Origin of the sequence: Nocardioides sp. BE266 (assembly GCF_031457855.1) — a bacterium.
Taxonomy (GTDB): domain Bacteria; phylum Actinomycetota; class Actinomycetes; order Propionibacteriales; family Nocardioidaceae; genus Nocardioides.
In genome coordinates, this window is sequence record NZ_JAURTI010000008.1 from 49,363 (window position 1) to 74,666 (window position 25,304).

Genomic DNA, 25,304 nt, shown 5'->3' on the forward strand with positions numbered 1-25,304 from the left:
TCGTCAGCAGTCCTGTCCGGCCTGGAGCAGGGTCTGGAGCTCGTCGGCGGCCCAGCACTTCAGGGCCGAGCGCAGCGTGCGGTGCAGGGAGCCGGTGACGAAGACGATCTTCTCCGGGTTGTCCGGGTCGTCGGTCACGATCTTCAGCTCGCAGCACTGCGGCCCGGCGCACGTGGCCGTGAAGCGCAGGTGGATCGGAAGGCAGGAGCCCGGCTTCAGGGACGCCGGGAACGGGTTGCTGTCGATCCGGAAGGTGCCGCAGCACTGGTCGTGCGCGTAGCCGTGCTGGTGGGAGTGGTGGTCGCCGTGGTGGTCGTCGTGCTCCCGCTTGTCGATGTCGTAGGTGTGGTCGTGGTGCCCGCCGCCTCCGCAGCCCGCACGGCCACCACCGCAGCCCCTTCCGCCGCCACCACAGCCGCAGCCGCAGCCGTCGCAGTCGCGGCAGCCGGCCTTGCGGGGATCGGGGACGAAGGAGACCGACAGCACCTTCAGGTCGCACTTCCCGACGTTGCAGATGGAGATCACCCGCTCGGCCCGACGGCCGAAGTCGACGGGGCCGAAGTGTCCGGTGCCGTTGACCGAGAGCCGCCCGCTGGGAGCCCGACCGGTCACCTCGATGGTGTGCGGGTCGGCGGGGTCGTCGCTGTGGACGGTGATCGTCGCGGACTTGTCGCCGAAGCTCGTGGGCCGGAAGCGCAGCTCGACCTCGACGGTGTCGCCCGCGTCGACCACGATCGGGTAGGCGAACACGCCGGGAGGCTCGAACTCCGACGAGGAGGAGTCGATGCCCGTGATCGTCAGCGCGCAATCCCCGCTGTTGCTGATCGTCAGCGTCTGGTCGCGCAACGAGCAGACGCACACGTCGCCGAAGTCGCCCTGGTCGGCGATCGACAGCACCATTCGCGGTGACGGCGTGTTGCCGCGCACCCGGACCGTCTTCGGGCTTGCCGGGTCGTTGCTGACGATGGTGAGGGTCGCCGAGGCCGGGCCGCGGGCGCTCGGCTGGAAGCGGATCGGCAGCTCGACCGAGTCGCCCGCCGCCACCGCCACGGGATAGGTGGAGACCCCCGGCGGCACGAAGGCCGCGTCGGAGGAGGTGATCCGCTTGACGAAGAGCGTGCACGTGCCGCGGTTGTTGAGCACCAGCCCGCGGTCGACGAACGAGCCGAGGCACACATCACCGAAGTCACCGGTGTCCGGCACGGCGACGTCGAGCACCGGCACACCGCCCGCCCCGGTCGCCGCGATGTCGACGATGGGCGCCTGCGGGTCGGTGGTGATGATCCGGATGGTCGCGGTCTCCGGCGTGCCGGGAGTCGTGGGCGTGAAGGCGACAGTGAAGTCCACCTCCTCGCCCGCCGCGAGGATCAGCGGCGTACCGGGTGAGGCGAGCACGCTGACGCCGGTCGACCCCATCAGCCGCTGGACGCTCGTGACGACGAGGTCCTGGTGGCCGACGTTGAACAGCTGGAGGGTGAGGTACTCCGGGCCACCGCACACCGTGCCGAAGTCCAGGCCGTTCTGCAGGTTGACGGCGAGCGACGGTCCCTTGGGCCGGCGGAACTCGAAGACCCCGCGACCGTACGTCGCCGCGCGCAGCACGCCGCCCGAGGTGATCGACAGGTCGGTGACGGCCGCCCGCGGGAAGTGGATGTCGTCGAGGACGGTCCACGTGTTGCCGTCGTCGACCGAGCGCAGCACGCCGAGGTCGGTGCCGACGTAGAGCGCGGTGGGGGTGTCGGTGCCGTCGAGTGCGAGCCCGCCGAACGGCACGTCGAGGGCGGGGGAGATGTCCTGCCACGCACTGCCGGCGATCGTCGTGCGGAAGACGTGGCCGTTCTGTGCGCCGCCGCCGTTGAAGCCTCCGAGCACGGCGTAGATGACGGTCGCGTCGTTGGGGTCGAACGCCAGCCGCTGCACGTTGCGCGAGGGCAGGTTGCGGGTGATGTCGGTGAAGACGACGCCGTTGGGCGCGCCCACGGTGGCCGCGAGGGCGTTGGTGCTGACCCAGACCTGGGTGCCGAGGGCGACGGCGACGTTGTTGCCGTTGGACGGGGCCACGACCGGGTTGCCCGGCACGGTGCCGATGATCCGCCAGGTGCCGCCGCCGTCCTGGCTCTGCCAGAGGTTCTGGCTGCCGCTGACGTAGACGCGGCCGGCGGCGCTCGGGTCACAGGCGATCGGCGCGAGGTAGCAGCCGGCGTCGGTGGTGGTGCCCCAGGGCGTGACTTCCGTGGGCCAGCTCGCGCCGTCGTCGTCCGAGCGCCAGACGCGCGTGCAGGGTGCGGGCGACCAGAACCCGCTGGTGCCGTAGGCCCGGCCGGCGGTGCCGCCGTCGAAGGCGATGTCCCAGCCGTCGCCGCCCTGCGGGCTGTTCCAGCCCGGGCTGGAGGCGCCGGCCGTGGTCTGGATGCCGTTGTCCTGGAGCGCCCCGAGCAGCACGCTGCCGCTCGCGTCGGGCTTCACCGCCAGGTTGTAGAACAGCGCCGTCTGCACGCTGCCGGAGTTGCGGGCGACCCAGGTCGTGCCGCCGTCGGTCGAGCGGAACAGGCCGCCGTCGTTGCCGCACCACACCGTCGTCGGCGTCGGGCTCGGCTGGCGGACGAAGGCCCACGCGTGGGTGTCGGCGTGCAGGCCGGCGAGGCCGGTGAACGTGTTGCCGGAGTCGGTGGAACGGCCCTGCCCGACGCAGCCGACGTACACCGTGTCGTTGGCGCCGTCGCCGGGGGAGCCGGGGTCGACGGCCATGTGGAAGCTGTAGCCGCCCTGCGTGCCGCCGGGCATCCCGGTCGCGGTGCGCTGGGTCCACGTCGTGCCCTGGTCGGTGCTGAGGAACAGGCCCACCGGGTCGGGCGCACCGCCGCTCCCCGACAGCGCGGCATAGAGCACCTGGACGCCGGCGGCGTTGGGCGGGGAGGTCGGTGGGGCGAGGTCGACGATCGCCTTGGAGAAGCCGGCACCGGGGGTGCCGCCGACGGCCGTGACGACCGCGGGCGTGGTGCCGTTGAGGATCGACGCCCAGTTCTGGCCGCCGTCGGTCGAGCGGAGCACGCCCGAGCCGGTGACGCCGGCGTAGAGGATCCGCGCGCCGGCCGGCGAGGTGGTGTCGAGCACCAGTGACCGGGCGTCACCGGCGAGCCCGACGCCGCGGGTCCAGTTGTTGCCGCCGTCGGTGGAGCGGAACACGCCGTTGCTCGCGGCGAGGTAGACCGTCTGCGGGGCGGCGGGGTCGACGACGATGACGTTGATGTCGCAGCTGAAGAACTGGCTGGCGTTGCCGGTGTTCCCGGCCGGGTAGCCCGAGCCGAGCCGGATGCAGCTGGCGCCGCCGTCGGTGGACTTGTAGAGCCCGGCCCGTGCCTGCGGCGTCACCCGGCTGCTCGTGCCGACGTAGATCGTGCTGCTGTCGGTGGGGTCGATGGCGATCGCGCCGGGCTCGCCGATGCCGAGCGAGAGCTGGCGGTCGAAGATCGGGGTCCAGTGGTCGCCACCGTCCAGGGTGCGCCAGACTCCTCCGCCGGCGGTGCCCTGGTAGACGACGTCGCCGTCGTTGGGGCTGATCGCGATCGCGCTGGTCAGTCCGTTGTCCTGACGTCCGCCCTGGGCCATCGGGCTGGGCCCGACCGGGGCCCACGCGGTGCCGATGAGTGCCATCACGAGCTCGATTCGTCGTCGGCGTCGTCCCCGGCGTCGTCATCGGTTGCGTCCTCCGTCGGGCCGGTCACCTCGGTGGGCGGCCGGCTCACCGATCCGGGGAGCCGGTGCCACTGGTCGATCGCCTGGTCGTAGCGCTCGCGGGCCAGGTCCTCGAGGTCCCGCTCGCGCACCTCCTCGGGTACGTCGTCCCCGCCGGCGCCGCCTCCGCCGCCCCCGCCTCCGCCGGAGTCGTCGGCTGCCCGCATCGACCGCTCGGGACCGCCATCGGGCTCGGGCTCGGGCTCGGTGTTCTCGGGCTCGGCGTCACCGCTCCAGAGCCGCTGCTCGACGAAGCGGCGGTGCACCAGCACCGGGTCGGCGTTGGGGTTGCCGTGCGTGGGCTTGCGCTTGCGCGCGGGACGCTTCGCCCCACCTGACGTGTCGTCGGCAGCAGCCATGACAACCCCTCCTCAGCGGACCGCCAGTCCGGGCGGGCATCCATCGAGGACGAGCTGATCGGTCGCTCCCGAGCACCGCGAAAGGTAAAGACAGCCTCTCTCGCCATTGTGATCCGACGCCCGGGTAGGTCAAGGATCAGGCACTCGGGGTCTGGACCAGTGGACCCGGCTAGGGCTCGAGCACGAGCTTCCCGCCGGGGTGCCCGCCCATCAGGAGCTCGGTCGCGGCGACCGCGTCCGCGAGCGGGAACGTCCGCGCGACGGGTACGACGAGGCGGCCCTCGCCGGCCAGCCGCACGAGGTGGGCGCGGACCGAGTCGCGGTAGGCCTGGCTGGCCGGCATCGCTCCCGCGATGGCTGTGAAGCCGTCCGCCGTCGCCCGCTCGGCTGCGGCGATGGTGACGATCCGGTCGCGATCGGCCACGAGCGCGAGCGACACGTCGACGGCCTCGTCGGTCCCGACGCAGTCCAGCGCGGCGTCGACGCCGTCCGGGGCGACCTCGCGGACGCGCTGCTCGAGCCCGTCGCCGTACGTCACCGGGGTGGCGCCGAAGCGGCGTACGACCTCGAAGCTGCCCTCGCTCGCGGTGCCGATCGCCCGCGCGCCGAGCATCGCGGCCTGCTGGAGCACGCTGACGCCGACCGCTCCCGACGCGCCGTGGACCAGGATCGTGTCGCCGGCACTGACGCCGGTCACGTGCAGCATCTCCGCGGCGGTGCATCCGGCAAGGAGCAGGTTGGCGGCCTCGCCGAAGGACAGGCCCGGAGGCTTCGCGAACACGTCGCGGGCGCGCACCGTCACCTCGGTCGCCCAGCCACCGCTGATGCGGAAGGCGAGCACCTCGTCGCCGACCGCGACCGGGCCCGAGCCGATCTCGGTATCGGGCCCGACGGCCGTGACGACGCCGGCCACCTCGTAGCCAACGGGCCGGGGGAAGTCGTCGGGGTTGCCGCGCGCCACGTGCTTCGCGTCGGCCGGGTTCATCCCGGCGGCACGCACCTCGATCGTCACCTCGCCAGGGTCGGGAGCAGGGACGTCGTGGTCCACGAAGGAGAAGACGCCCGGGTCGCCCGGACGGGTCGCGATCCAGTGCTGGGCCATGCGTCGAACCTAGCCCGGCGCGGTGTAGGAAGGACCATGCCCACCACCCAGGTCGGACGGGAGGCCGGACGGATCGCCCTGCGTGCCTACGAATCGGGCGACGCGGCGCGGGTCCTCGACGTCCAGCGACGCCCCGAGGTGATCCGCTGGCTGGGGGATCCGCCCCACGTGCCGATGGCCGACCTCGACGAGGCGCTCGAGTGGATCGAGCGGAGGCGAAGGCGCGAGGAGAGCGACCCGCTCGACGTCACGCGAGCGATCGTGGTCCGCGCGACCGGCATCGTGGCGGGGACGGTCTCGGTCGCCCGGGCCTACCGCCGCAACGGTGACTTCCTCGACGAGTACGAGGTCGGCTGGCACCTGCACCCCGACTCGACCGGGCACGGGTACGCCACCGAGGCGGCGCGGCTGCTGCTGGACGAGGTGTTCGCCCGTGGGCTGCCCGAGGTGTGGTGCGGGATGTTCCTCGGCAACGAGCCGTCGCGCCGGGTCGCCGAGCGGCTGGGGCTGCCGTTCGTCGGCGTGCGGCAGGACCCGTGGTACGAGGGCGAGAGCCGGCTCTACCTCCTCACCCGGGACGAGTGGCTCGCCGGCCGCTAGACGTGTCGCACGACGACCTGGCCGCCGTCGACCTCCCACCGCTGGTCCAGCCGCACGTTCTCCAGCAGGCGTCGGTCGTGCGAGACCAGCAGCAGGGCGCCGTCGTACGACGCCAGGGCATGCTCGAGCTGCTGGATGGCCGGCAGGTCGAGGTGGTTGGTCGGCTCGTCGAGGACCAGCAGGTTGACCCCGCGCGCCTGGAGGAGCGCCATCGCCGCGCGCGTGCGCTCGCCGGGGGAGAGCCGGCCGACGAGGCTGGTGACCTGGTCGGCCTTGAGGCCGAACTTGGCGAGGAGGGTGCGCACCTCGGCCTGCGTCATCTCGGGCACGACGGCCTCGAACGCAGCGCCCAGCGGAAGGCTGTCGTCGAGACCGGTCCGGGCCTGGTCGATGGTGCCGACCGCCACGGAGGCGCCGAGCGACGCGGACCCGGCGTCCGGGGCGTCGCGACCGAGGAGCATCCGCAGGAGGGTGGTCTTGCCCGCGCCGTTGGGCCCGGTGATGCCGATCCGGTCGCCGGCGTCGACCTGGAGCGAGACCGGTCCGAGCGCGAAGTCACCGAGGCGCCGGGTGGCCTCGTTGAGCGTCGCGACCACCCCGCTCGAGCGCGGTGCGGCGGCGATGTCGAACTGCAGCACCCACTCCTTGCGCGGCTCCTCGACCTCCTCGAGCCGCGCGATGCGCGACTCCATCTGGCGCACCTTCTGCGCCTGCTTCTCCGACGACTCGGTGGCCGCCTTGCGCCGGATCTTGTCGTTGTCGGGGTTCTTCTTCATCGCGTTGCGCACCCCCTGCGAGCTCCACTCGCGTTGGGTGCGCGCCCGCTGCACGAGGTCGGCGCGCGTCTCGGCGTACTGCTCGTAGGCCTCGCGGGCGTGGCGCCGCGCCATGTCGCGCTCCTCCAAGAAGGAGTCGTAGCCGCCGTCGTAGACGTTGACCTGCCCCTGGGCGAGGTCGAGCTCGACGATGCGGGTGACGCACCGGGCGAGGAACTCGCGGTCGTGCGAGACGAGGACGACGCCGCCGCGCAGGCCCTGCACGAATGCCTCGAGCCGCTCGAGGCCGTCGAGGTCGAGGTCGTTGGTCGGCTCGTCGAGGAGCACCACGTCGAAGCGGCTCAGCAGCAGCGCCGCCAGCGCCACGCGCGCGGCCTGGCCACCCGACAGCGACGTCATGAGCGCGCCGGGACCGACGTCGAGGCCGAGGTCGGCGAGCACGGGGGTGATCCGGTCGTCGAGGTCGGCGGCGGCCCCGCTGGCCAGCCAGCGGTCGAGGGCTGTCGCATAGGCGTCGTCGGCGCCGGGCACGTCGGAGCCGAGGGCTGCCGCGGTCGTCTCCATGGCCTCGGTCGCCTCGGTCGCGCCCGTGCGGCGAGCGACGTACTGCGCCACGGTCTCGCCGGGGACGCGCTCGTGCTCCTGGGGGAGGAGGCCCACGAAGGCGTCGCGCGGCGCGCAGCTCACCGACCCGGCCATCGGTTGCGCGGCACCACCGAGCAGGGCGAGCAGCGTCGACTTGCCCGCGCCGTTGGCGCCGACGACCCCGATCACGTCGCCCGGGGCGACGGTGAGGTCGAGGCCGTCGAAGAGCACGCGGTGACCGTGCCCACCGGACAGGTCCTTCGCGACGAGCGTGGCAGACACGGGCGCGAGCCTATCGACCGGTTCGCCGGACGATCCTTCGCCACGGCGGTTACCGTGGAGGCCGGGCCACGCGACCCAGCGTGGATGAGCATGATCTCGGAGGGACCCGGGTGCTGACGCTGCTCGCCTCCCTCATGGCCGGGGCCGGCCTGGTGCTGGCCGCGCTGGCGGCCTACGTCGCATGGCGCCGCGGGACGCGGATGGGCTGGAGCCTGGCGGTGATGCTCGTCGCCGTGGCGTGGTGGGGGACGGCGTACGCCGTGGAGCTGTCCGTCAGCGAGATCCCCGTCAAGAGCATGTGGGGCGACCTGAAGTACGCCGGCGTCGTGACGCTCGCTCCCGCCTGGCTGGTCTTCGTGCTGCAGTACACCGGACGCGGCCAGCTGATCACCCGTCGCCTGGTGGCGCTGCTGGCAGTCCCGCCGGTCGCCGCGATGGTGGTGCTGGCGGTGCCGGCCACCCACGACCTCGTCCGGTTCTACCCCGACACGGCCGGCACGGAGGAGCTGCCGATCGTGGGGACGGGGCCGGCGTTCTGGGTGATCTTCGGCTACAACAACCTGCTGCTGGTCGCCGCGACGGCGCTGTTCCTCGCCAGCATGGTGCGGCTCGCGCGGACCTATCGCCGCATGGCCATGGTGCTGCTGGCCTCCGCCCTGCTGCCATGGGCAGCGAACATCCTGCACAACCTCGAGGTCGGCTGGTTCGCCCGGATCGACCTGACCCCCTTCGCCTTCATCGTCACGGGCGGACTGCTGGTGTGGGGCCTGTTCGAGGAGCGCCTCGTCGACCTCGCGCCGCTCGCCCGCAGCGCGGTGGTCGAGAGCATGGCCGACGCCGTGTTCGTCCTCGACGCGTTCGGGCGCATCGTCGACGTCAACCCGGCCGCCGTCGCGCTGGCGGACCGGAGCCGGGTCGAGCTGGTCGGCAGGAGGCTGCTCGACCTGGTGGAGCTCTCGGGGATCGCGGAGGTCGGCCCGAGCGGCCTCGTGCTGGGCGATCCCGCGAGCGACGACCGTCGGACGTTCGACGTCAGCCAGCAGCCGCTCATGGACGTCTCCGGCCGTACGGCGGGGGAGCTCGTGGTGCTGCGCGAGGTGACCGACCGGGTCCGCGACCAGCAGCACCTCCAGGACGTCCTCGACGACCGCTCCCGGGTCGCGGCCACCCTGCAGGCGAGCATGGTCCCGGCGAGGCTGCCGGCCGTGCTCGGGTGCGAGCTCGCCAGCAGGTACGTCCCGGCGGGCGACGGCGGTGAGATCGGCGGCGACTTCCTCGACGTGTTCGCGCTCGACGAGGAGACGTGGGGCTTCGTGCTCGGCGACGTCAGTGGCAAGGGTGCCGAGGCCGCCGCCGTCAGCGCCGCGACCCGCTACACGCTGCGCGCGCTCGCGGCCGCGGATGCCTCACCTGCGGTCACGCTGCGCGAGGTCAACACGGCGCTGCTCGCGCAGACCGAGTCAGAACGACACTGCACGCTCGTGCACGGGCACCTCCGGCCTCCGCCCGCGGGCGACCCCGGTGCCTCGGTGCACATCACCCTGTCCCTTGCGGGCCACCACTGGCCGCTGCGCCTGACCACCAGCGGCGCGGTCGACGAGGTGGGCACGCTCGGCACCGCGCTCGCGCTCTTCGACGACCCGGAGCTCCACGACGCCGAGGTCGAGCTCGCGCCGGGAGAGGTGCTGGTGATGTTCACCGACGGACTGCTCGAGGCACGGCGGGGGAGGGACGAGTTCGGCGCCGAGCGGGTCGCCGACATGCTCCGCACCCACCGCGACCTGTCCGCCGAGGAGCTGGCGGGTGCCGTGCTCGAGGCCGTCCGCGCCTTCCACGGCGACGAGCTCGGCGACGACCTCGCGATGCTGGTGGTCAAGCGCCTCTGAGGCCGACCCAGTCGCCGGCCGCGGGTCAGGTCGTGATCGCGACCTTGCCGCGGATCGTGCCCTGCTCCAGCTGGCGCACGGCCTCGACCGCGTCCTCGAGCGGGTAGGTCCGATCCAGCACCGGCGAGAGGTGACCGGCGTCGATGAGCTCGGCCAGGCGCTCGTAGTCGGTGCCGCTCTCCCGCGCCATCAGCAGGACGAGCCGCTCGCGCACGAAGGCCGACAGCACGGCGCCTCCGAGCTGGCGACGCATGCCGGTGATGGCGCCGGCGCCCTCGCCTCCGACGAAGACGACGGTGCCACGCGGCGCGAGCACGCGGCGCAGCGAGCGCACAGTCGGGTTGCCGGCGATGTCCAGGACGAGGTCGTAGCGCTCACCGCTCGCGGTCCAGTCGTCCCGACTGCGGTCGATCACCCGGTGCGCGCCCAACGAGACGACGTGGTCGACCTTGGTCGGGCCGCAGACCGCGGTCACATCGGCGCCGAGCCACGACGCGATCTGCACCGCGTAGCTGCCGACACCTCCCGAGGCACCCGTGATGAGGACCGACTGCCCGGCACGCACGCAGCCGGCCCGGGTGAGCGCCTGGAACGCCGTCCCGGCGGAGATGGGTACGACGGCCGCCTGGGCGAAGGACACGCTGCGCGGCTTGTGCGCGAGGGCGTCCTCGCGGGCCAGCGCGTACTCGGCGAACGACCCGGGTGCGACGCCGTACACGTGGTCGCCCGGGGCGAAGCGGGTGACGCCGCGACCCGTGCCGACGACGATGCCCGCGACGTCGCGTCCGGGCACCGGGTTCCTCGGGCGGCGGATCCCCGTGGCGAGGCGAACGGCGTACGGCTTGCCGGTCATGAGGTGCTCGGTGCCGCGGTCGAGCCCGGCCGCGTGCACCCGGACGAGCACGTCACCGTCCCCGACGAGCGGTCGCGGCACGCGCGACAGGCGGAGGACGTCCGAGCTCCCGTAGCGGGGCTGGGTGATGGCGTGCATCGTGGCGGCGCGGGTGGTGAGTGCCTCGGTCATGGTCGCTCCTCGGGAGTGGTGGAGGGGTGGGTGTTGATCGAGACTCCCGCTCGCGGGAGGCCGTCGCCCCGGTCAAACCGCCGGGGTTCCTCCGATGAATGCCGGGCGCACCGGCGTGTACGTTCGGCGCGTGCAGGTGCAGCCGCTGGTCGGCCGGGAGGCGGAGCTCGCGTCGCTCGGAGCGCTGGTCGAACGGGCACGCCACGGCAGCGCCGGCAGCGTGGTCGTGCGCGGCGAGCCCGGCGTGGGGAAGTCCGCCCTGCTGGAGGCCGTCGTGGGCGACCCCGGCGAGTCGACGGTGCTGCGCACCCGCGGCCTTGAGGTCGAGGCCCCACTGGCGTTCGCCTCGCTGCACCGCCTGCTCAGACCACTGCTCCCGCTGCGAGACCGGTTGCCCGCCCCTCAGGCCCGGGCGCTGGGCGTGGCCTTCGGCGAGGCAGACGGCCCCCCCGTGGAGCCGTTCCTGGTGGGCGTCGCCACGCTCTCCCTGCTGACGACCGCCGCCGAGGACGGCCTCGTCGTCTGCCTACTCGACGACGCGCACTGGATGGACCAGGCGTCAGCGGACGCCCTCCTCTTCTGCGCCCGCAGGATCGGCGCGGACCGGGTGGCGATGCTCTTCGCCACCCGCGAGGGGGTCGGGGAGCGCTTCGAGGCGGCCGGCGTCGACGAGCTGGTGCTGCGCGGGCTGGGGGCCGAGGCCGCGCGTGCCCTCCTCGCACAGCGCGTGGGCACCGAACTGGTCGAGCACGTCGTCGAGAGGCTGCTGGCGGAGGCAGATGGCAATCCGCTCGCGCTGCTCGAGCTCCCGGGCGGGCTCACCGCGGCGCAGCTCGGCGGGACGGCGATCCTGCCCGCACACCTCCAGCTCACCGACCGGGTGGAGGGCGCCTTCCTCGAGCGCAGCCGTCGGCTCCCGGAACCGGTCCAGGACCTGCTGCTGCTCGTCGCCGCCGACGACGCCGGTCGGCTCGACGTGCTGCGTCAGGCGTGCGACACGCTGGGGCTCGACGAGGACGTCGTCGAGGGCGGGATCGCCTCCGGGCTCCTGACCCGCGGCGCGAACGCGCTCTCCCTGCGGCACCCGCTCGTCCGGTCGGCCGTCTACCAGGCAGCCTCCGACAGCCGACGGCGCGCCATCCACGCAGCCCTGGCCGAGGCGCTCGCGGGGGCGGGCGAGCAGGACCGTGAGGTCTGGCACCGGACCCATGCGGCCGCCGGCCCGGACGACTCGCTGGTCGCTGCGCTGGAAGGCGTCGGCGACCGGGCCCAGCGACGTGGTGGGTACGCCGCGGCGCTCACCGCCTACCTGCGTGCGGCCGAGCTGTGTGCCGAGCGGCCGCGGAGGGCCGCCCTGGCGTTCGCCGCGGCGCGGAGCGCCTGGGCGGGCGGGCAGGCGACCCGGGCGCAGGTGCTGCTGTCCGAGGCACGCGAGGACGCGGACGATCCCGTGCTGGTGTGCGACGTGGCTCGCCTGCGCGGGCACATCGAGGTGAACATCGGCTCCGCACCGGAGGCGCACCGGATCTTCGTCGAGGCCGCCCACGACGTGCTGTCGTACGACCCGGTCCGGGCGCTCGAGGCCGGCGTGGCGGCGGCGGTCATGCGCACCTACGGGGCCGACAGCGGGACCCCGCTGAGGTCGGTCGACCTGCTCGACGCGACCGCCGACGACGGTTCGGCCCGCACCCGGTGCCTGCGCCAGATGCTCCTGGCGATGACCCTCGTCGCCGAGTCGCAGTGGTCCGAGGCCACGGAGGCGTTGGAGCTGGCGCTGGCGATCGGGGAGGACGTCGACGACCGCGACGTGCTCTGGAACCTCGGCAACGCCGCTCTCCAGCTCGGGCACGACGACCGCCAGCAGCAGTTCTACTCGTACGCCCTCTCCCGGGCGCGCGAGAGCGGCGCCGTCACCGCGGTGATCTACTGCCTGCAACGCTTGTGCTTCGGTCACCACGCCGCGGGGGACCACGTCGCGCTGCGGATCAGCGCCGAGGAGGCCGTGGCACTGGCGGAGGGCATCGGCCAGCGGGCCATGACGGCCCTCCCCACCGCGTGGCTGGCCCTGCTGGCGGCACAGCAGGGGAGCGACGACCACGAGGACCTCCTCGCGAGGGTGGACGAGGTCGTGGCCGGCACCCCGCTCGGTATCACCACGGATCCCGTGCACGACCTGGCCGCCTGGTCCCGCTCCGTCCGAGCGGTCGGCGTCGGCGACGTCGCCGGTGCCCACCACCACCTCGACCAGCTGCGCCTGCCGTTCATCCAGCGTCTGGCTGCGACGGAACGGATGGAGGTCGCCTCCCGCGCCGGAGAGGTCGGCGCGGTGCGCGCCTGGACCGACTCCCTCGAGGTCTTCGCTGCGCCCACTGGCCATGCCGCGGCCCTCGCAGCCGTGTCGTTCGGTCGCGCCCTGACCTCCGACGGTGACGCGGAGCCGCTGTTCGAGGCTGCGTTGGCGGCCGGCGCCGACGCCGGACGCCCCGTCGACCTGGCCCGCATCCACCTCGTGTACGGCGAGTGGCTCCGTCGTCACCAGCGCCGGGTCGACGCCCGGGTCCACCTGCGTCGTGCCCTCGAGACGTTCCGCGACGTGCGGGCCGAGGCGCTGGCCTCGCGGGCCGAGCAGGAGCTGCGAGCCTCGGGGGAGACCGCCCGCAAGCGCGACCCCTCCACGCTCGTCGACCTCACGCCGACGGAGCTGAAGATCGCCCAGCTGGTGAGCGCGGGCCTGTCCAACAAGGACGTCGCGGCCCAGTGCTGGATCTCGCCGCGGACCGTCGCCTTCCACCTGCGCAACGTCTTCGCCAAGACCGGCGTGACGTCCCGGGGAGAGCTGGCCGGCCTCGACCTCGCCTGACCGGCACATCCCGGCCATCTGACCGGGGTGAGCACGGGCCGCTCGGCCCACGCTCGACGCAGTGCACATTCCCCACTGCGAGAGCGAGATCGCCATGGACACCGTCGTCCGCCCGACCCCGACCGAGCCCGTTCCGGTCACCCGCACCCGGTCCGCCGACCGAGCGGTCCTCGTCGCCATGGCGACCGGCCTCGCTGCTGCCGTCGTCCTGACCATGGCCGTCCTCCCGGGAGCCACCGAGGGCGTGACCACCGGCGCCGCGTTGCTGGGCTTCGGGCTCGGCTGGGGCGTGTTGCACGTCCTGACCGCTCGATCGGCGCAGCCGCTGCAGTGGGCCGCGGTCCCGGCCGTCGCGATGTCGTCGACGGGAGCAGTGCTGATCGTCACCGCCCCGTCCGACCGCGTCCTGTCGGCGCTCGCGTGGGGGTGGCCGCCGGTCGTACTCGTGCTGGCGACCTGGACCTGGGGCCAGGCGCGTCGGAGCCTGGGGCGTCGTGGCCGTCTGCCGGTGGTGACCGCGATGCTGGTCCTCGCGCTCACGGCCACTGGCGCAGCGGCGTACCGCCTCACGTCCGACTCCTTCGCCTCGGTGCACCCGGCTCCCGGCACCCGCTACGAGGTGGGCGACCACGCCCTTCACCTCGAGTGCCGCGGCCAGGGCCAGCCCACCGTGGTCCTCGTCAGCGGCCTCGGTGAGTTCTCCGCCTCGTGGGCGCGGATCCAGGACGGGCTCGCCCCCGTCACGCGGGTCTGCGCGTACGACCGCGCCGGCCAGGGCTGGAGCGACGACGTCGCCGAGCCACAGGACGGGATCACCGCCGCCGACGACCTCCACGCCCTGCTCGGCGCGGCGGGGGTGCGCGGACCGTTCGTGCTCGCCGGGCACTCGATCGGCGGCCCGTACGCGATGACGTACGCGGCGAGGTACGCCGACGACGTGGCCGGGTTGGTCCTCCTCGACAGCACCAGCCCCCACCAGCTCACCGAGATCCCCGGCTTCCGGCTCCAGCACGAGCTGATGCGTCGCGTCTACGGGGTCCTGCCCTCACTGGCGCGGGTCGGACTCGGTCACCTGCTCGGGGGATCCCACCTTCCCGCCCCCGCCGCCGCAGTGGTCGACGCGATGTCGGCCTCCCCTCGGGCAGCGAGCAACGCCCGCGACGAGGTGGACGTGCTTCCCGACGTGCTGCGGCAGGCCCAGGCGCTCACCACCCTCGGCGACCGGCCCCTGGTGGTGCTCACCAGCGCCGAGAACGCCGACGCCACCGACGGCTGGGCGGAGGCACAGCAGCGCATGGCCGGTCTCTCGACGGACGCCCTCCAACGCGACGTGCCGACCAGCCACACCGGCCTCGTCGAGGACGAGGACGGGGCTGCGGCGTCCGTGCAGGCGATCGCGTCCGTCGTCGGGGCGATCCGCACCGGTGCACCCCTTGCCACCCCCTGACACATCTCGCACCCACACCCACCACCCGAGGAGGACCCCATGTCCGACACACCAGCACACGCGCACCCCCACGCCGTCGAGGCCCACTCCGCAGCCGATGACGACGGCCCCCGCCGGCCCTGGACGCTCCTGGCAGTGGCCCTCGCCGCCCAGGTCCTCGTCGTCCTCGACATCTCGGTGGTCAACACCGCGCTGCCGACCATCGGCCGCGCGCTCCACGTGGAGGGCGGCAGCCTGCAGTGGCTCGTCACGGCCTACGTGATGATGTCCGGCGGCGGGCTCCTTCTCGGCGGCCGGGTGTCCGACCTGCTCTCCCGGCGCGGGGTCTTCCTGACCGGGCTCGCTCTCTTCACGGTCGCCTCGGTCGTCAGCGGCTTCGCCGGCACCGCCGGTCAGCTCGTCGCCGCACGCGCGGTGCAGGGGCTGAGCGCCGCACTGCTCACCCCGTCTGCCCTCTCCCTCATCACCACGACGTACGACGGTGCCCAGAGGCGGACCGCGCTCGCGCTCTGGGGAGCGGTCGGCAGCCTGGGAGTCGCCGCCGGCGTGCTCCTCGGCGGCGCCGTGACGACCTGGACGAGCTGGCAGTTCATCTTCTGGATCAACGGCCCCGTGGGACTCGCTGCGCTGGTCGTCGGCTTTGGCACCATCGCGCGGGACGACGTGCCGCGACCCACCTTCGCCGACTTCGACCTGCCGGGTGCCGTCACCGTGATCGGCGGGCTCGCGTCCCTGACCTACGCCCTCGGTGCCACCGCGACCCACGGGTGGTGGTCGACCCAGACCGTGGCCGGCCTCGTGGCGTCGCTGGCCCTGCTGACGGCGTTCCTCAGGGTCGAGCGACGCGCGGCCAGGCCGCTGTTCCCGCCACACGTCTGGAAGCTCGACGCGCTCGTGTCGGGCACTGCCGTAATGCTCGGGGTGACCGGCCTGCTCGTCGGCGCCGTGTTCCTGACGTCCATCTTCGTGCAGACCGTCCTGGGCTGGTCCGCCCTGCGCACCGGCGTCGCCTTCGTCCCGTTCGCGCTCGCCATCACCGTCGGCACGGTCCTCGCACGCCACCTGCTCGCCGTCGTGGCTCCACGCCACGTCGCAGCCGTCGGCCTGGTCGTCTCGGGTGCCGCAGCCGTGCTCCTGTCGTTCGCGGATGCCGACGCGACCTACACGGTCGACCTGCTGCCCGGCCTGGTCGCGCTGGGGATCGGCGTCGGCATGGTCTTCGTCCCCGTGTCGGTGACGTCGATGGCGGGCATCCCGTCGTCGCACGCCGGAGTGGCCTCCGGGTTCCTGATGACCGGCCACGAGATCGGCGCGGCGCTCGGGGTCGCCGTGCTCTCGGCCGTCGCCAGCACGGCGGGCTCACTGGCCACCGTCGACGGTGCCGCCGCGGCCTTCTCGCGCGGGTTCGTCGCTGCCGCCGTCATCGCGGGCGGGTTCGCCGTGCTCGCGCACCTCCGCATGCCGAAGGAGCGCGTCGCCGGTGGCGCCGCCCACGGGCACCTGCACTGACGGGTGCGAACCCGGCCATTCGGCCGGTCCGACCGACGCCCGCCAGCGGCACCGTGGCGTCATCAGCCATCCACCAACCATCCACCAGCCAGGCGGTGAGACAAATGCAGCAGATCTCCGATTCCCGCGACACGAGCCCGGCCACCTCTCGTACGACGCACGAGCGGCTCGCCCTCGGCATGCTCGTGTCAGCCCAGTTCCTCGTGATGCTCGACGCCTCGATCGTCAACGTCGCGCTGCCGTCCGTGCAGGCGGACCTCGAGTTCGGTCCCGCTGCCGTCACGTGGGTGGTGAACGCCTACGTCCTGGCCTTCGCCGGCCTGCTGCTCCTCTCCGGACGGGTGGCCGACCTGTTCGGCCGGCGTCGCGTCTTCACGACCGGTGCGAGCCTGTTCACCCTCGGCACCCTCGTGGCAGCGGCCTCGGTGGACCAGGAGATGCTGATCGTCGGCAGGGTCGTGCAGGGGATCGGGGCCGCCGGGCTCAGCCCGGCAGCCATGTCCCTGCTGCTCGCCACCTTCCCGGCGAGCCAGCGCGCCCGGGCGATGGGTGCGTGGGGTGCCGCCTCGACGCTCGGCGGGGCGACCGGGGTGGTCGCCGGGGGAGTGCTCGCCGGCACGGTCGGGTGGCGAGCCGTCTTCCTGGTGACGGTCCCGGTCTCGGCCGCCGCCGTCGCCCTCGCCGGCCGGGTGCTGCGCGAGGACGCCCCCGGAGCGCGTCGTACCTTCGACTGGGCCGGTGCGGCACTCGTCACAGGTGCCGTGATCGCCCTCGTCCACGGCGCGGTCGACGCTGTCGACCACGACTGGACCTCGCCGCGCGTGCTCGGCCTGCTCGCCCTGTCGGCGGCCCTGGCCGCGGCCTTCCTGCGTGCCGAGCGGCGAGCCGCGGACCCCCTCGTGCCGCTGGAGCTCTTCATCTCCCCGCAGCTGCGTCTCGGCACCGCGCTCGCCCTGCTCGGCGGTGCCACCCGGGCCTCGACCTTCGTCCTCGTCGCCCTCTACGTCCAGCAGGTCCTGGCCATGTCTCCGCAGCAGGCAGGAGTCGCGCTCGTGCCGACATCGCTCACCGGGTTCGCGGTGTCCGTGGTCGTCCTTCCCCGCGCGCTGGGACACCTCGGGGCGGCTCGGTGCCTCGTCCTCGGGCTCGTCGTCCTGGCGGCCGGTCACTTGTGGCTGGCGTGGGCGCCGGCCTCGGGCTACGCCTTCGGAGTCCTCCCGGGACTCGTCCTCGTCGCCACCGGGGTCGCCCTCAGCTTCACCCCGACCACCGTCGTCGTGACCTCGGCAGTCCCGGCGTCGCACACGGGGCTCGCGTCCGGGCTGGCAGCAGCGTGCATGCAGGTCGGCGGCGCGCTGGGCACGGCCACCTTCATCGTGGTCGGCGCCTCGGCCGGGGTGCAGGCCGGGGGAGCGCTCGACGCCTCAGGCTTCTCCGCCGCCTTCACAGCCGCCGGGATGGTCGCGCTCACCACGGCGGCGCTGGGCGCGGGACTCGTGCGCCGCACGGCTCGGCCGTCGGCAGAGGCGGTGACCTCGTGAGGCTCGCCGCACCGGCAGCCACGGCCGTTCGGGTCGCGGGGTCCGTGCTCCTGGCCGCGGCGACCCTGGGAGTGATCGGGTTCGCCGGGGCGCGCACCACCGCGTCGCAGAGCAGGCTGCCCACCACACGGATGTCCCACCCGCTGCCAGCACCCGCGATCGCGCCGACCCGGGACAGGCTCGTCGTCGCGGTGGTGCTGGGGACGTCCGGCACCGTCGCGACGGACGCGATGGGGCCCTTCGAGGTCTTCGGCCGGTCCTCCCGCTTCACCGTCTACACCGTCGCCGAGCGTCGGTCTCCAGCGCTGGTCGAGGGCGCACCCTCGATCCTGCCCGACCACACCTTCGCCGAGGTCGACGCGAACGCGGACCTCGCGCCTGACGTCGTGGTGGTGCCGGCGGTCACGGATCCCACCGTCGAGGTCGTCGCGCGCGACTGGGTGGTGCGGCAGCACGACGCCGGCGCGCACGTGCTCAGCGTCTGCGCGGGAGCGCTGCTCCTGGCCGAGACCGGCCTCCTCGACGGGCGAACCGCGACCAGCCACTGGTCGCGACTGGCCTGGCTGCGTGGACACCACCCCGAGACGCGCTGGGTGTCGGGCGAGCGGTTCGTCCGGGACGGGAGGATCACCACGACAGCCGGGATCACGTCCGGCATCCCCGGTGCCCTCTCGGTCGTCGAGGACCTTTCGGGTCCCGCCGAGGCCCGCCGGGTCGGAGCGGAGGTGGGCTACCCGGGCTGGTCACCGGAGGCCACGAAGATCCCGGTCCAGCACTGGAGCCTCGCCGATCACCCGGTCGTGCTGAACACGGCACTCCCGTGGGGGCGGCCAACCGTCGCGATCACGCTGGCCGACGGCGTCGGCGAGATCGATGCCGCCAGCCTGTTCGAGGTGTACGGCGTCTCCGCCGCGGCTCGCACCTTTGCGGTCAGTCGGACCGGGATCCTCGAGTCGGCCCACGGGCTCAGGCTGCTGACGCTCACACCCGGCGAGGCGCCCGACGTGGACGTCGTACTGCGTCCGGGGGTGACGGGGCCTAGCGGCCGCGCCGGCTTCGACGGAGCCCTCGAGCAGCTGGCGCGCACGTCAGGCGCCGCCACGGCTCGGTCCGCCGCCAAGATGATCGACTACCCGACCGAGCAGCTCGACCTGGGCTCCGCGCGCGGTCCTCGACGTGCGTCGCTGCTGGCAGGCGCGAGCCTGGTGCTCGCCCTGCTGGTCGGTGCGGTGCCGGTCGTGCGTCGTCGGCGTCAGCCGCTCGCCGGCTTCTCCGGCGCACCGGCGTCGCCCTCGTAGGGGAAGAACGACAGCGTGCCGTCCGCCTCGAGGACGGCGTACTCGATGTCGCAGAAACGGCGGGCACCCTGCTCGCGAGCGGCGATCAGCAGGTCGGCCGTCGCGAGGCGCTGGGTCTTCATGGCGTCCTCGATCATCTCGCCGTGCTTCACGACGAGTGGGGCGCACCCGTTGACGACCCCGGCCTGCACGCCACGGCGTCCGCGTCCGACGACCCGGCTGCAGAGGACTACGCCTTCCACGCCACGGGTGTCCGGGTGCGATCGCTCCCGCTCGTGCCGGACCATTTCCTCGAGGGGTGAGCAAGGCACATGCCGGCGCTGTGCCGGGGGTACGAGGCGTCATGACGAACGACACGAGCGGACCTGCCCGAGAGGAGCGCGAGTCGACCCCCGGTTCTGCCGGACCCGAGGGGGTCGGCCGGCGGCATGGGGTCGAGCAGCGAGCGCATCGGCCACACCGGCCCCGGCCGGGTGGGCACGGACGGGATGCGCGACACCTCGCCCGAGGACCCGTCGGACGGACCCAGGGACGACGCGCCGCCGGAGCAGAGCCCCGGCGGCGAGGAGCCGAACCCCGTTGGCATCGACCCGAAGGCGGGATACCCGCAGCTCGACCCGCGGAGCGAGGACACGCCCTACCGGGCCTGAACCGAAGTCGGCTCGAACGCGCGCGAGTGAGGGTCCCAGACGTTCGCGAAGCGATCGGGGTACGCCGCGTGGACCTCGATCCGCGGGATCATCGACCAGCTCGTCGTTGAGCAGGGAGATGTCCGACCAGTTCTCGGAGCCGGTTCACACGTCGCTGCCGGTGAAGGTGACCAGGTCGTTCCCGTGGACGCCGGCGGCGAAGCCGGTCAGGTGGGCCGAGCCCAGCATCACCACGTGCGGCTCGTCCGCGGTCCTGGAGAACAGGTAGAGCCTCGGCGCGCGAGGACCGGGTCCTGCCGACAGGGGAGTGAGCCAGACGGGGGACTGGGCACACTGTGGTCGGCAGGACCCGGCGACGCCAGCCTAACCTCGCCCGCAGCGGGCGATGACGCGTTCGCCCCGTCGATGCACGCTTCTACCAGGCGAGACGTTGGAGGGGAGGACAGCATGACGGCACAGAAGAAGGCCACGCTGTGGGTGGGGCCGATTGCCTTCGGCGCGATGATGATCGCTGTTGCAGGCTTGTTCAACATCATCAGCGGGCTCGCTGCGGTGTTCGCCGACGACGTCTTCGTGACAGCCCCGTCCGGGGTCCTGGTCCTGGACGTCACCGGGTGGGGATGGGTGCACCTGCTCACGGGCAGCGGGTGCCTCGCCACCGGGATCGCGATCCTGATGGGCCGGACGTGGGCGCGCATCGCCGGCTCGGCCCTGGTGGCCTCAACATTGGCGACCCAGATGCTGCTCCTGCCTGCCTATCCCTTCGGGTCGATGATCATCATCGCCCTCGTGACCAACTACATCCCCAACATCGGGTTCGTCCTCGGCCTGGCGCCACCCGCGGTCTTCGCCCTCCTGACCGGCGGACCGGACCTGATGGTGGTGGTGCTGGTCGCCTACAGAGCCATCAACGTCGTCATCCAGTCGGTGATCCAGCCCAAGCTCGTCGGCGACGCCGTCGGCATCTCCGCGTCCGTCATGTTCTTGTCGCTCGTGGTGTGGTCGTGGATCCTCGGACCGCTCGGGCGCCGTCCTCGCCGTTCCGCTCACCCTGCTCGTCAAGGCGTTGTTCGTCGATGTCGACCCCGGTACCCGCTGGATGTCCGGCCTGATCGGCGCTCCCCTCGACGAGGAGTCGTCGAGCGGGCAGGAGGGCGAGACGGTCGGCGAACCGGAGGGCGGTCCGCCGGGCACGCCGGCGTGACGAGGGCCGGTCAGCCCGCCGCGACGCGGAACCCGAGGTTGCCGGTCGTGCTGTCGGGGGTGTTCGAGCTACGGGCGTCGACCCGGTAGCGCCAGCAGTAGCTGTCGTGGCACAGGTAGGACCCGCCGCGCATCACCCTCGCACCGCCGGCGGGGGGGCCCGTGGGCGCCTCCCGCGGCGAGACGGCGTACCACCGCGGGTCGAACCAGTCCGCGCACCACTCCCACACGTTGCCCGTCATCTCGTGCAACCCGAACCCGTTGGGTGGGTACGACCCGACCGGGCACGTCCCGATCCATCCGTCCTCGCCGGTGTCGTGGCGGGGGAAGTCGCCCTGCCAGACGTTCATCCGGTGCTCCCCGCCGGGTTCGCGCTCCTCGCCCCAGGGGAAGTGGCTGCCTGCTCGCCCGCCGCGTGCTGCCCGTTCCCACTCGGCCTCGGTGGGCAGGCGGGTGCCGCTCCACTGGCAGAACGCCTGGGCGTCGTACCAGCTCACCTGCACGACCGGGTGGTCACCTCGGCCGGCGAGGTCGCTGTGCGGACCCTCCGGTCGGTGCCACGAGGCACCCTCGACCAGCCGCCACCACGGCGCCGCCGCCACGCCCTGGGTCGGAGGGAAGTCGTCGGGAAGCAGGCCCGCGAAGACGAACGAGTCGCCGATCTGCTCGGCCGTGGACACGTGCCCCGTCTCCTCGACGAAGGCCGCGAACTCGTCGTTGGTGACCGTGTGGACCCCGATCGAGTACGCGGGCAGCGACACCTCGTGCTCGGGGCCCTCGCCGTCCTCCACGTAGCCCCTCGGGTCGGACGTGCCCATCGTGAAGGACCCGCCCGGCACGTCCACCAACGCTTGACCGGCGAGCGGTCCGCGGGACGTCCCGGCCGGCTGGATGGGGTGGGCGCGGTCGTCGGGACCGCTAGAGCGGCCCGGCCCACAGCAGGGAGAGGACATGTCGTCAGGATGGAGGCAGTCCGCGTGCGCGTCTACTGACGGGCGAGCTGAGCGCGCGCGAGCCCCTCGGAGTCACTGTGCTGCTCAGGAGCCACGTCGAGGGCGTCCGTGGTGGCGAAGAGATAGCCGCAGGTGTGCTCGATGCGCCCTTCTGCCACGAGGTCGTCGTCGACCAGGATGCGCCCCGTGCCGCCCAGGCCGGCGCCGCCGCCGTCGTAGTCGAACTCGTAGCGGACGGTGTGCCGCCCCGGCGGGAGGGGCGCCTCCGCGCGGACGTAGTAGCGCTCGTGGTCGACCCAGTTGTGGCAGTAGGCGGGCACGCTGTCGTTCAGGAAGAGCGTCCATCCGCCGAACCTCCCGCCTTGTGCCACGATCGCGCCGTTGGCGGGCTCGTCCCCGACGGTGATCTCCGCGGTGATGACGTGGCTGCGGTTATTCACGTCCGGGACCGTGGACTCCCCGAGGTGCATGGCGCCCGAGTACACGGTGAGCGAGGTCCGTCCCCCCATCAGGTCCGGGCGTCCCGTGGCCTTCGGGTCGAGTCGTTCGGCCTTGCGGTCGTCCAGGGGGAACACGTCGTACTTCGCGGCCTCGACGAGGAAGAGCTCCTTCAGCCGAGCCAGCCGTTCGGGCTGCTCGTCGGCGAGGTCGTGGGCCTGGCTGTGGTCGTCAGGGGTGTACAGCGCCCGACTCGGAACCATCACCATCTCGCTACAGGCGACTCCCCTCACGATGGCCTCGATGTCAGCGACTCCGGGATCGGCATCGCCCCAAGGACCAGGACAGGCTGTTTGACGAGTTCTACCGTTCCAGCAATCCGTTGGCGCTGGACGCTCCGGGCACCGGGCTCGGCTTGAGCATCGTGCGGCGCATCGTCGAGCGACATGACGGCCACACGCGGTCAGGTCGGAGCTGGGAGCCGGGACGTCCTTCACCGTCACGCTGCTGCCGGCGAGCTGACACACGCGGCGACGCGAGGATGGCGAGCATGACGTCGATGAGGGTGATGGCGCCGTGGTCAGCGGCCGAAGAGGCGCGACAGGAGGCCACCACGGCTGGCAGTGGCCTTGTCAGCCTCGGCTGCGGCCTTCTCTGCCGGGGTGTGCTGTCCGTTGCACCACTGGTTGCTGGGCACCATCGCGTTGACGTCGGCGACGTGCTGGCCGCAGCCGGCCCAGGTGGTCTTGCGGCAGGTCTTGCAGGTGGTGGGTCGGCACATGATGTGACTCCGTTCTGGTGGGCGGTTGGTGGTGAGCGGTGTGGCTCAGCCGTGGGAGAAGGTGATGTCGGGCAGGACCCGGGTGAGCCAGCGTGGGGTCCACCAGGCGGCCTTGCCGGTGAGGCGGAGCATGACGGGGAGCAGGACCAGGCGGACGAGGAATGCGTCGAGGAGGACAGCGACGCCGAGGACGATTCCCATCTCCTTTGGGGGAAGGGGCCCAGAGAGCGCGAAGGTGAAGAACACCGCAACCATGACGGCGCCGGCGGCGAAGATGACGCGTCCGGAGTGGGCGAGCGAACCGACCATGGCCTCGCGGGGGTCGCCGGACTTCTCGTAGTGCTCCTTGGCGGAGGCGAGGAGAAAGACCGTGTAGTCCATCGCGATGGCGAAGATCATCGCGAAGAAGAACACCGGGGCCCACGCGTCGAGGAAGCCCTGGTGCTCGAACCCGAGCAGGTCCGCACCGATCCCGTCCTGGAAGACGAGGCGCGCCACCCCGAACGCCGCGGCGGTCGAGAGCAGGCTGGCCAGGGTGCCGAGCAGCGAGATGAGCGGAGCCTGCAACGCGATGAGGAGCAGCAGGAACCCGAGGCCGAGCACCACACCGATGACGAGCGGCGTCGAGTCGTCGAGCTGGGTCTTGAGGTCGAGGTTCTCGACGGCGGCTCCGCCGACGAGGGCGGAGTCGGGGAGGTCGGCGCGGAGCCGGTCGACGGTGTCGGAGAGCTCGGGGTCGGAGGAATCGACGGTCGGGACGGCCTGGATGAGCACCAGGTCGGCGTCCGCGCCGGCCTCGCTGGATGCGGGCTGGGCGGGCATGGCGCCGGCGACGCCGGGGTCGGCTGCGAGGACCTCGGCGGTGGCGTCGGCGTCGTCGGCGTCGGTGACGACCTGGAGTGTTCCGGGGGCTCCGTCGCCGAAGGCGTTCTTGACCTGGTCGTAGCCGATACGCGCGCTGGCGTCGTCAGGGAGGACCTGGATGGACGGCATCGCGGTCCGCAGGCCCAGGACCGGGGCGGCAAGGGCGAGCAGGACGACGAGGGACGCGAGCCCGAACGCGACGGGGCGCTTCCAGAGGCGCTCGCCCCAGGCGGCGAACTTCGCCGAGCGGTGCTCGCCGCTGTGGACCCACGTCAACGCGCCCTTGTTGATCCGTCCGTCGAGCTTGAACAGCACGAGCGGCAGCAGGGTGAGGGTGGCGGCGAGGACGAAGACGACGGCGAGCATGATGCCGCCGGCCATGGACCGGAACGCCGGGGAGGGGACGAGCATGACGGCGGAGAGGGAGACGAGGACGGTGGCGCCGGAGAGCAGGACGGCCTTGCCGGCGGTGTCCATGGTCTCGGCGATGGCCTGGCGTGGGGTCTCGTGGTGGCCCATGCGGGCAGCGCGGAACCGGACGACGAGGAAGAGCGCGTAGTCGATGCCGAGCGCGAGGGCGAACATCATGGCGAAGTTCATCGCCCAGATGGACACGGGGATGAGCTCGTTGATGAGGACCAGCGAACCGGCGGAGGCGACGAGGCCGGCCAGCGTCAGGATGAGCGGCAGCCCGGCGGCGACGAGGGCGCCGAACGCCAGGACGAGGATGGCCAGAGTGACCGGCCACGACATCATCTCGGACGTGAGCATGGCGTCGAGGTTGGCTTCGTTGAAGTCCGACCAGAGCAGGGAGGCGCCGGTCGGGTTGACCTCGATGCCGTCTCCGGACAGCCCTTCCAGCTCGCCCTTGAGGTCGTCGGCGACGCGGACCATCTCGTTGGGTTCGGCACCGGCGCCGGCCAGTAGGACGGCGGTCTGACCGTCCTGGCTGAGCGTGGCGCCGGGCTGGGGTGCGATGACGTCGGCGATGCGCGGCTCGTCGTTCAAGATGGCGGTCGCATCGTCGATCACCTTCGCGCCGGCACCCTTGGTGACGGGGCCCTCCGAGGAGTGGATGACGACCTGGATGGCGGAGCTGGCGTTGCCGCCGAAGGACTCGGTGGCGAGCTCGCGGACGGCGACGGACTCGGAGCCGTCGGCCTGCCAGCCGGCGCCGGACAGGTTGGCTTCGACCTTGGGGGCGAAGGCGCCGAGGCCGATGACGAGGAGCAGCCAGACCAGGGCGGTGGCCTTGCGGTGGTGGGTGACCCACAGGCCGAGCCGGCCGAGGGGGCCCGGGCGGTATCCGATGGCATCGGGGTCTGCGTCGTCAGGTGCAGGTCGGGCGTGGCGGCGGGTGGCCGTCGACGTCATGAGCAGAACTCGTTTCTGTGTTCGGAGGTGGGGCCGG

General features: G+C 72.7%; 19 protein-coding genes. 9 read left to right on the forward strand and 10 right to left on the reverse strand.

Annotated features, from left to right (window positions below):
• Nucleotides 1-3 precede the first annotated feature (3 nt).
• The 3 genes from J2X46_RS20595 to J2X46_RS20605 all read right to left on the reverse strand — a co-directional run bounded on the left by J2X46_RS20595 (nt 4) and on the right by J2X46_RS20605 (nt 5,196).
• Complete coding sequence (locus tag J2X46_RS20595) at nt 4-3,654, reverse strand: choice-of-anchor D domain-containing protein (protein WP_310253886.1); 3,651 nt, start codon at nt 3,652-3,654, stop codon at nt 4-6.
• On the reverse strand, nt 3,654-4,094 hold the full coding sequence (locus tag J2X46_RS20600) for a hypothetical protein (RefSeq protein WP_310253887.1): 441 nt from the start codon (nt 4,092-4,094) through the stop codon (nt 3,654-3,656). The genes J2X46_RS20595 and J2X46_RS20600 overlap by 1 nt, the downstream gene beginning before the upstream one ends.
• A 169-nt stretch (nt 4,095-4,263) precedes the next feature.
• Entirely contained in the window at nt 4,264-5,196 is a 933-nt protein-coding gene (locus J2X46_RS20605; RefSeq protein WP_310253888.1) for an NADP-dependent oxidoreductase, read from the reverse strand.
• A gap of 36 nt (nt 5,197-5,232) precedes the next feature.
• Here J2X46_RS20605 and J2X46_RS20610 point away from each other — a divergent pair, with 36 nt between their 5' ends.
• Nucleotides 5,233-5,796 (forward strand): GNAT family N-acetyltransferase, encoded by a 564-nt coding sequence (locus J2X46_RS20610; protein WP_310253890.1) that lies wholly within the window; start codon nt 5,233-5,235, stop codon nt 5,794-5,796.
• Here the strand turns inward: J2X46_RS20610 and J2X46_RS20615 are convergent.
• Nucleotides 5,793-7,439 carry an ABC-F family ATP-binding cassette domain-containing protein gene (locus J2X46_RS20615; RefSeq protein WP_310253892.1) on the reverse strand — a complete coding sequence of 549 codons (1,647 nt, stop codon included), beginning with the start codon at nt 7,437-7,439 and terminating at the stop codon, nt 5,793-5,795. The genes J2X46_RS20610 and J2X46_RS20615 overlap by 4 nt on opposite strands.
• A gap of 110 nt (nt 7,440-7,549) precedes the next feature.
• Here J2X46_RS20615 and J2X46_RS20620 point away from each other — a divergent pair, with 110 nt between their 5' ends.
• Nucleotides 7,550-9,325 (forward strand): histidine kinase N-terminal 7TM domain-containing protein, encoded by a 1,776-nt coding sequence (locus J2X46_RS20620; RefSeq protein ID WP_310253893.1) that lies wholly within the window; start codon nt 7,550-7,552, stop codon nt 9,323-9,325.
• A gap of 25 nt (nt 9,326-9,350) precedes the next feature.
• On the opposite strand, the gene J2X46_RS20625 is transcribed toward J2X46_RS20620, so the two are convergent.
• Nucleotides 9,351-10,349, reverse strand: coding sequence for an NAD(P)-dependent alcohol dehydrogenase (locus tag J2X46_RS20625; RefSeq protein ID WP_310253894.1), 999 nt, complete (start codon nt 10,347-10,349; stop codon nt 9,351-9,353).
• Nucleotides 10,350-10,479: 130 nt separating this feature from the next.
• Between J2X46_RS20625 and J2X46_RS20630 the strand changes: the two genes are divergently transcribed.
• The 5 genes from J2X46_RS20630 to J2X46_RS20650 all read left to right on the forward strand — a co-directional run bounded on the left by J2X46_RS20630 (nt 10,480) and on the right by J2X46_RS20650 (nt 19,004).
• On the forward strand, nt 10,480-13,209 hold the full coding sequence (locus J2X46_RS20630) for an AAA family ATPase (RefSeq protein ID WP_310253896.1): 2,730 nt from the start codon (nt 10,480-10,482) through the stop codon (nt 13,207-13,209).
• 61 nt (nt 13,210-13,270) lie between these two features.
• Complete coding sequence (locus J2X46_RS20635) at nt 13,271-14,656, forward strand: alpha/beta fold hydrolase (RefSeq protein WP_310253897.1); 1,386 nt, start codon at nt 13,271-13,273, stop codon at nt 14,654-14,656.
• Between the two features lie 39 nt (nt 14,657-14,695).
• Nucleotides 14,696-16,165 (forward strand): MFS transporter, encoded by a 1,470-nt coding sequence (locus J2X46_RS20640; RefSeq protein ID WP_310253899.1) that lies wholly within the window; start codon nt 14,696-14,698, stop codon nt 16,163-16,165.
• Nucleotides 16,166-16,269: 104 nt separating this feature from the next.
• Nucleotides 16,270-17,706, forward strand: coding sequence for an MFS transporter (locus tag J2X46_RS20645; protein WP_310253901.1), 1,437 nt, complete (start codon nt 16,270-16,272; stop codon nt 17,704-17,706).
• Nucleotides 17,703-19,004 carry a DJ-1/PfpI family protein gene (locus tag J2X46_RS20650; protein WP_310253903.1) on the forward strand — a complete coding sequence of 434 codons (1,302 nt, stop codon included), beginning with the start codon at nt 17,703-17,705 and terminating at the stop codon, nt 19,002-19,004. The genes J2X46_RS20645 and J2X46_RS20650 overlap by 4 nt, the downstream gene beginning before the upstream one ends.
• On the opposite strand, the gene J2X46_RS20655 is transcribed toward J2X46_RS20650, so the two are convergent.
• Nucleotides 18,959-19,246 carry a YetF domain-containing protein gene (locus tag J2X46_RS20655; protein WP_310253905.1) on the reverse strand — a complete coding sequence of 96 codons (288 nt, stop codon included), beginning with the start codon at nt 19,244-19,246 and terminating at the stop codon, nt 18,959-18,961. The two genes, J2X46_RS20650 and J2X46_RS20655, sit on opposite strands and share 46 nt — an antisense overlap.
• A gap of 186 nt (nt 19,247-19,432) precedes the next feature.
• Between J2X46_RS20655 and J2X46_RS20660 the strand changes: the two genes are divergently transcribed.
• Both J2X46_RS20660 and J2X46_RS20665 read left to right on the forward strand, forming a co-directional pair.
• The gene (locus J2X46_RS20660; RefSeq protein ID WP_310253907.1) at nt 19,433-19,654 is read left to right on the forward strand and encodes a hypothetical protein; all 222 of its coding nucleotides are present in this window, start codon (nt 19,433-19,435) and stop codon (nt 19,652-19,654) included.
• A gap of 447 nt (nt 19,655-20,101) precedes the next feature.
• Complete coding sequence (locus tag J2X46_RS20665; RefSeq protein ID WP_310253909.1) at nt 20,102-20,947, forward strand: AI-2E family transporter; 846 nt, start codon at nt 20,102-20,104, stop codon at nt 20,945-20,947.
• Here J2X46_RS20665 and J2X46_RS20670 read toward each other — a convergent pair.
• The 4 genes from J2X46_RS20670 to J2X46_RS20685 form a co-directional block, all read right to left on the reverse strand.
• Nucleotides 20,869-21,810 carry a formylglycine-generating enzyme family protein gene (locus tag J2X46_RS20670; protein ID WP_310253911.1) on the reverse strand — a complete coding sequence of 314 codons (942 nt, stop codon included), beginning with the start codon at nt 21,808-21,810 and terminating at the stop codon, nt 20,869-20,871. The genes J2X46_RS20665 and J2X46_RS20670 overlap by 79 nt on opposite strands.
• 32 nt (nt 21,811-21,842) lie before the next feature.
• Complete coding sequence (locus J2X46_RS20675) at nt 21,843-22,511, reverse strand: hypothetical protein (RefSeq protein WP_310253912.1); 669 nt, start codon at nt 22,509-22,511, stop codon at nt 21,843-21,845.
• A 317-nt stretch (nt 22,512-22,828) separates the two neighbouring features.
• Nucleotides 22,829-23,029: a hypothetical protein gene (locus J2X46_RS20680; protein WP_310253914.1), complete on the reverse strand. Its 201-nt coding sequence runs from the start codon at nt 23,027-23,029 to the stop codon at nt 22,829-22,831.
• Nucleotides 23,030-23,074: 45 nt separating this feature from the next.
• The gene (locus J2X46_RS20685) at nt 23,075-25,267 is read right to left on the reverse strand and encodes an MMPL family transporter (RefSeq protein ID WP_310253916.1); all 2,193 of its coding nucleotides are present in this window, start codon (nt 25,265-25,267) and stop codon (nt 23,075-23,077) included.
• Nucleotides 25,268-25,304 lie beyond the last annotated feature (37 nt).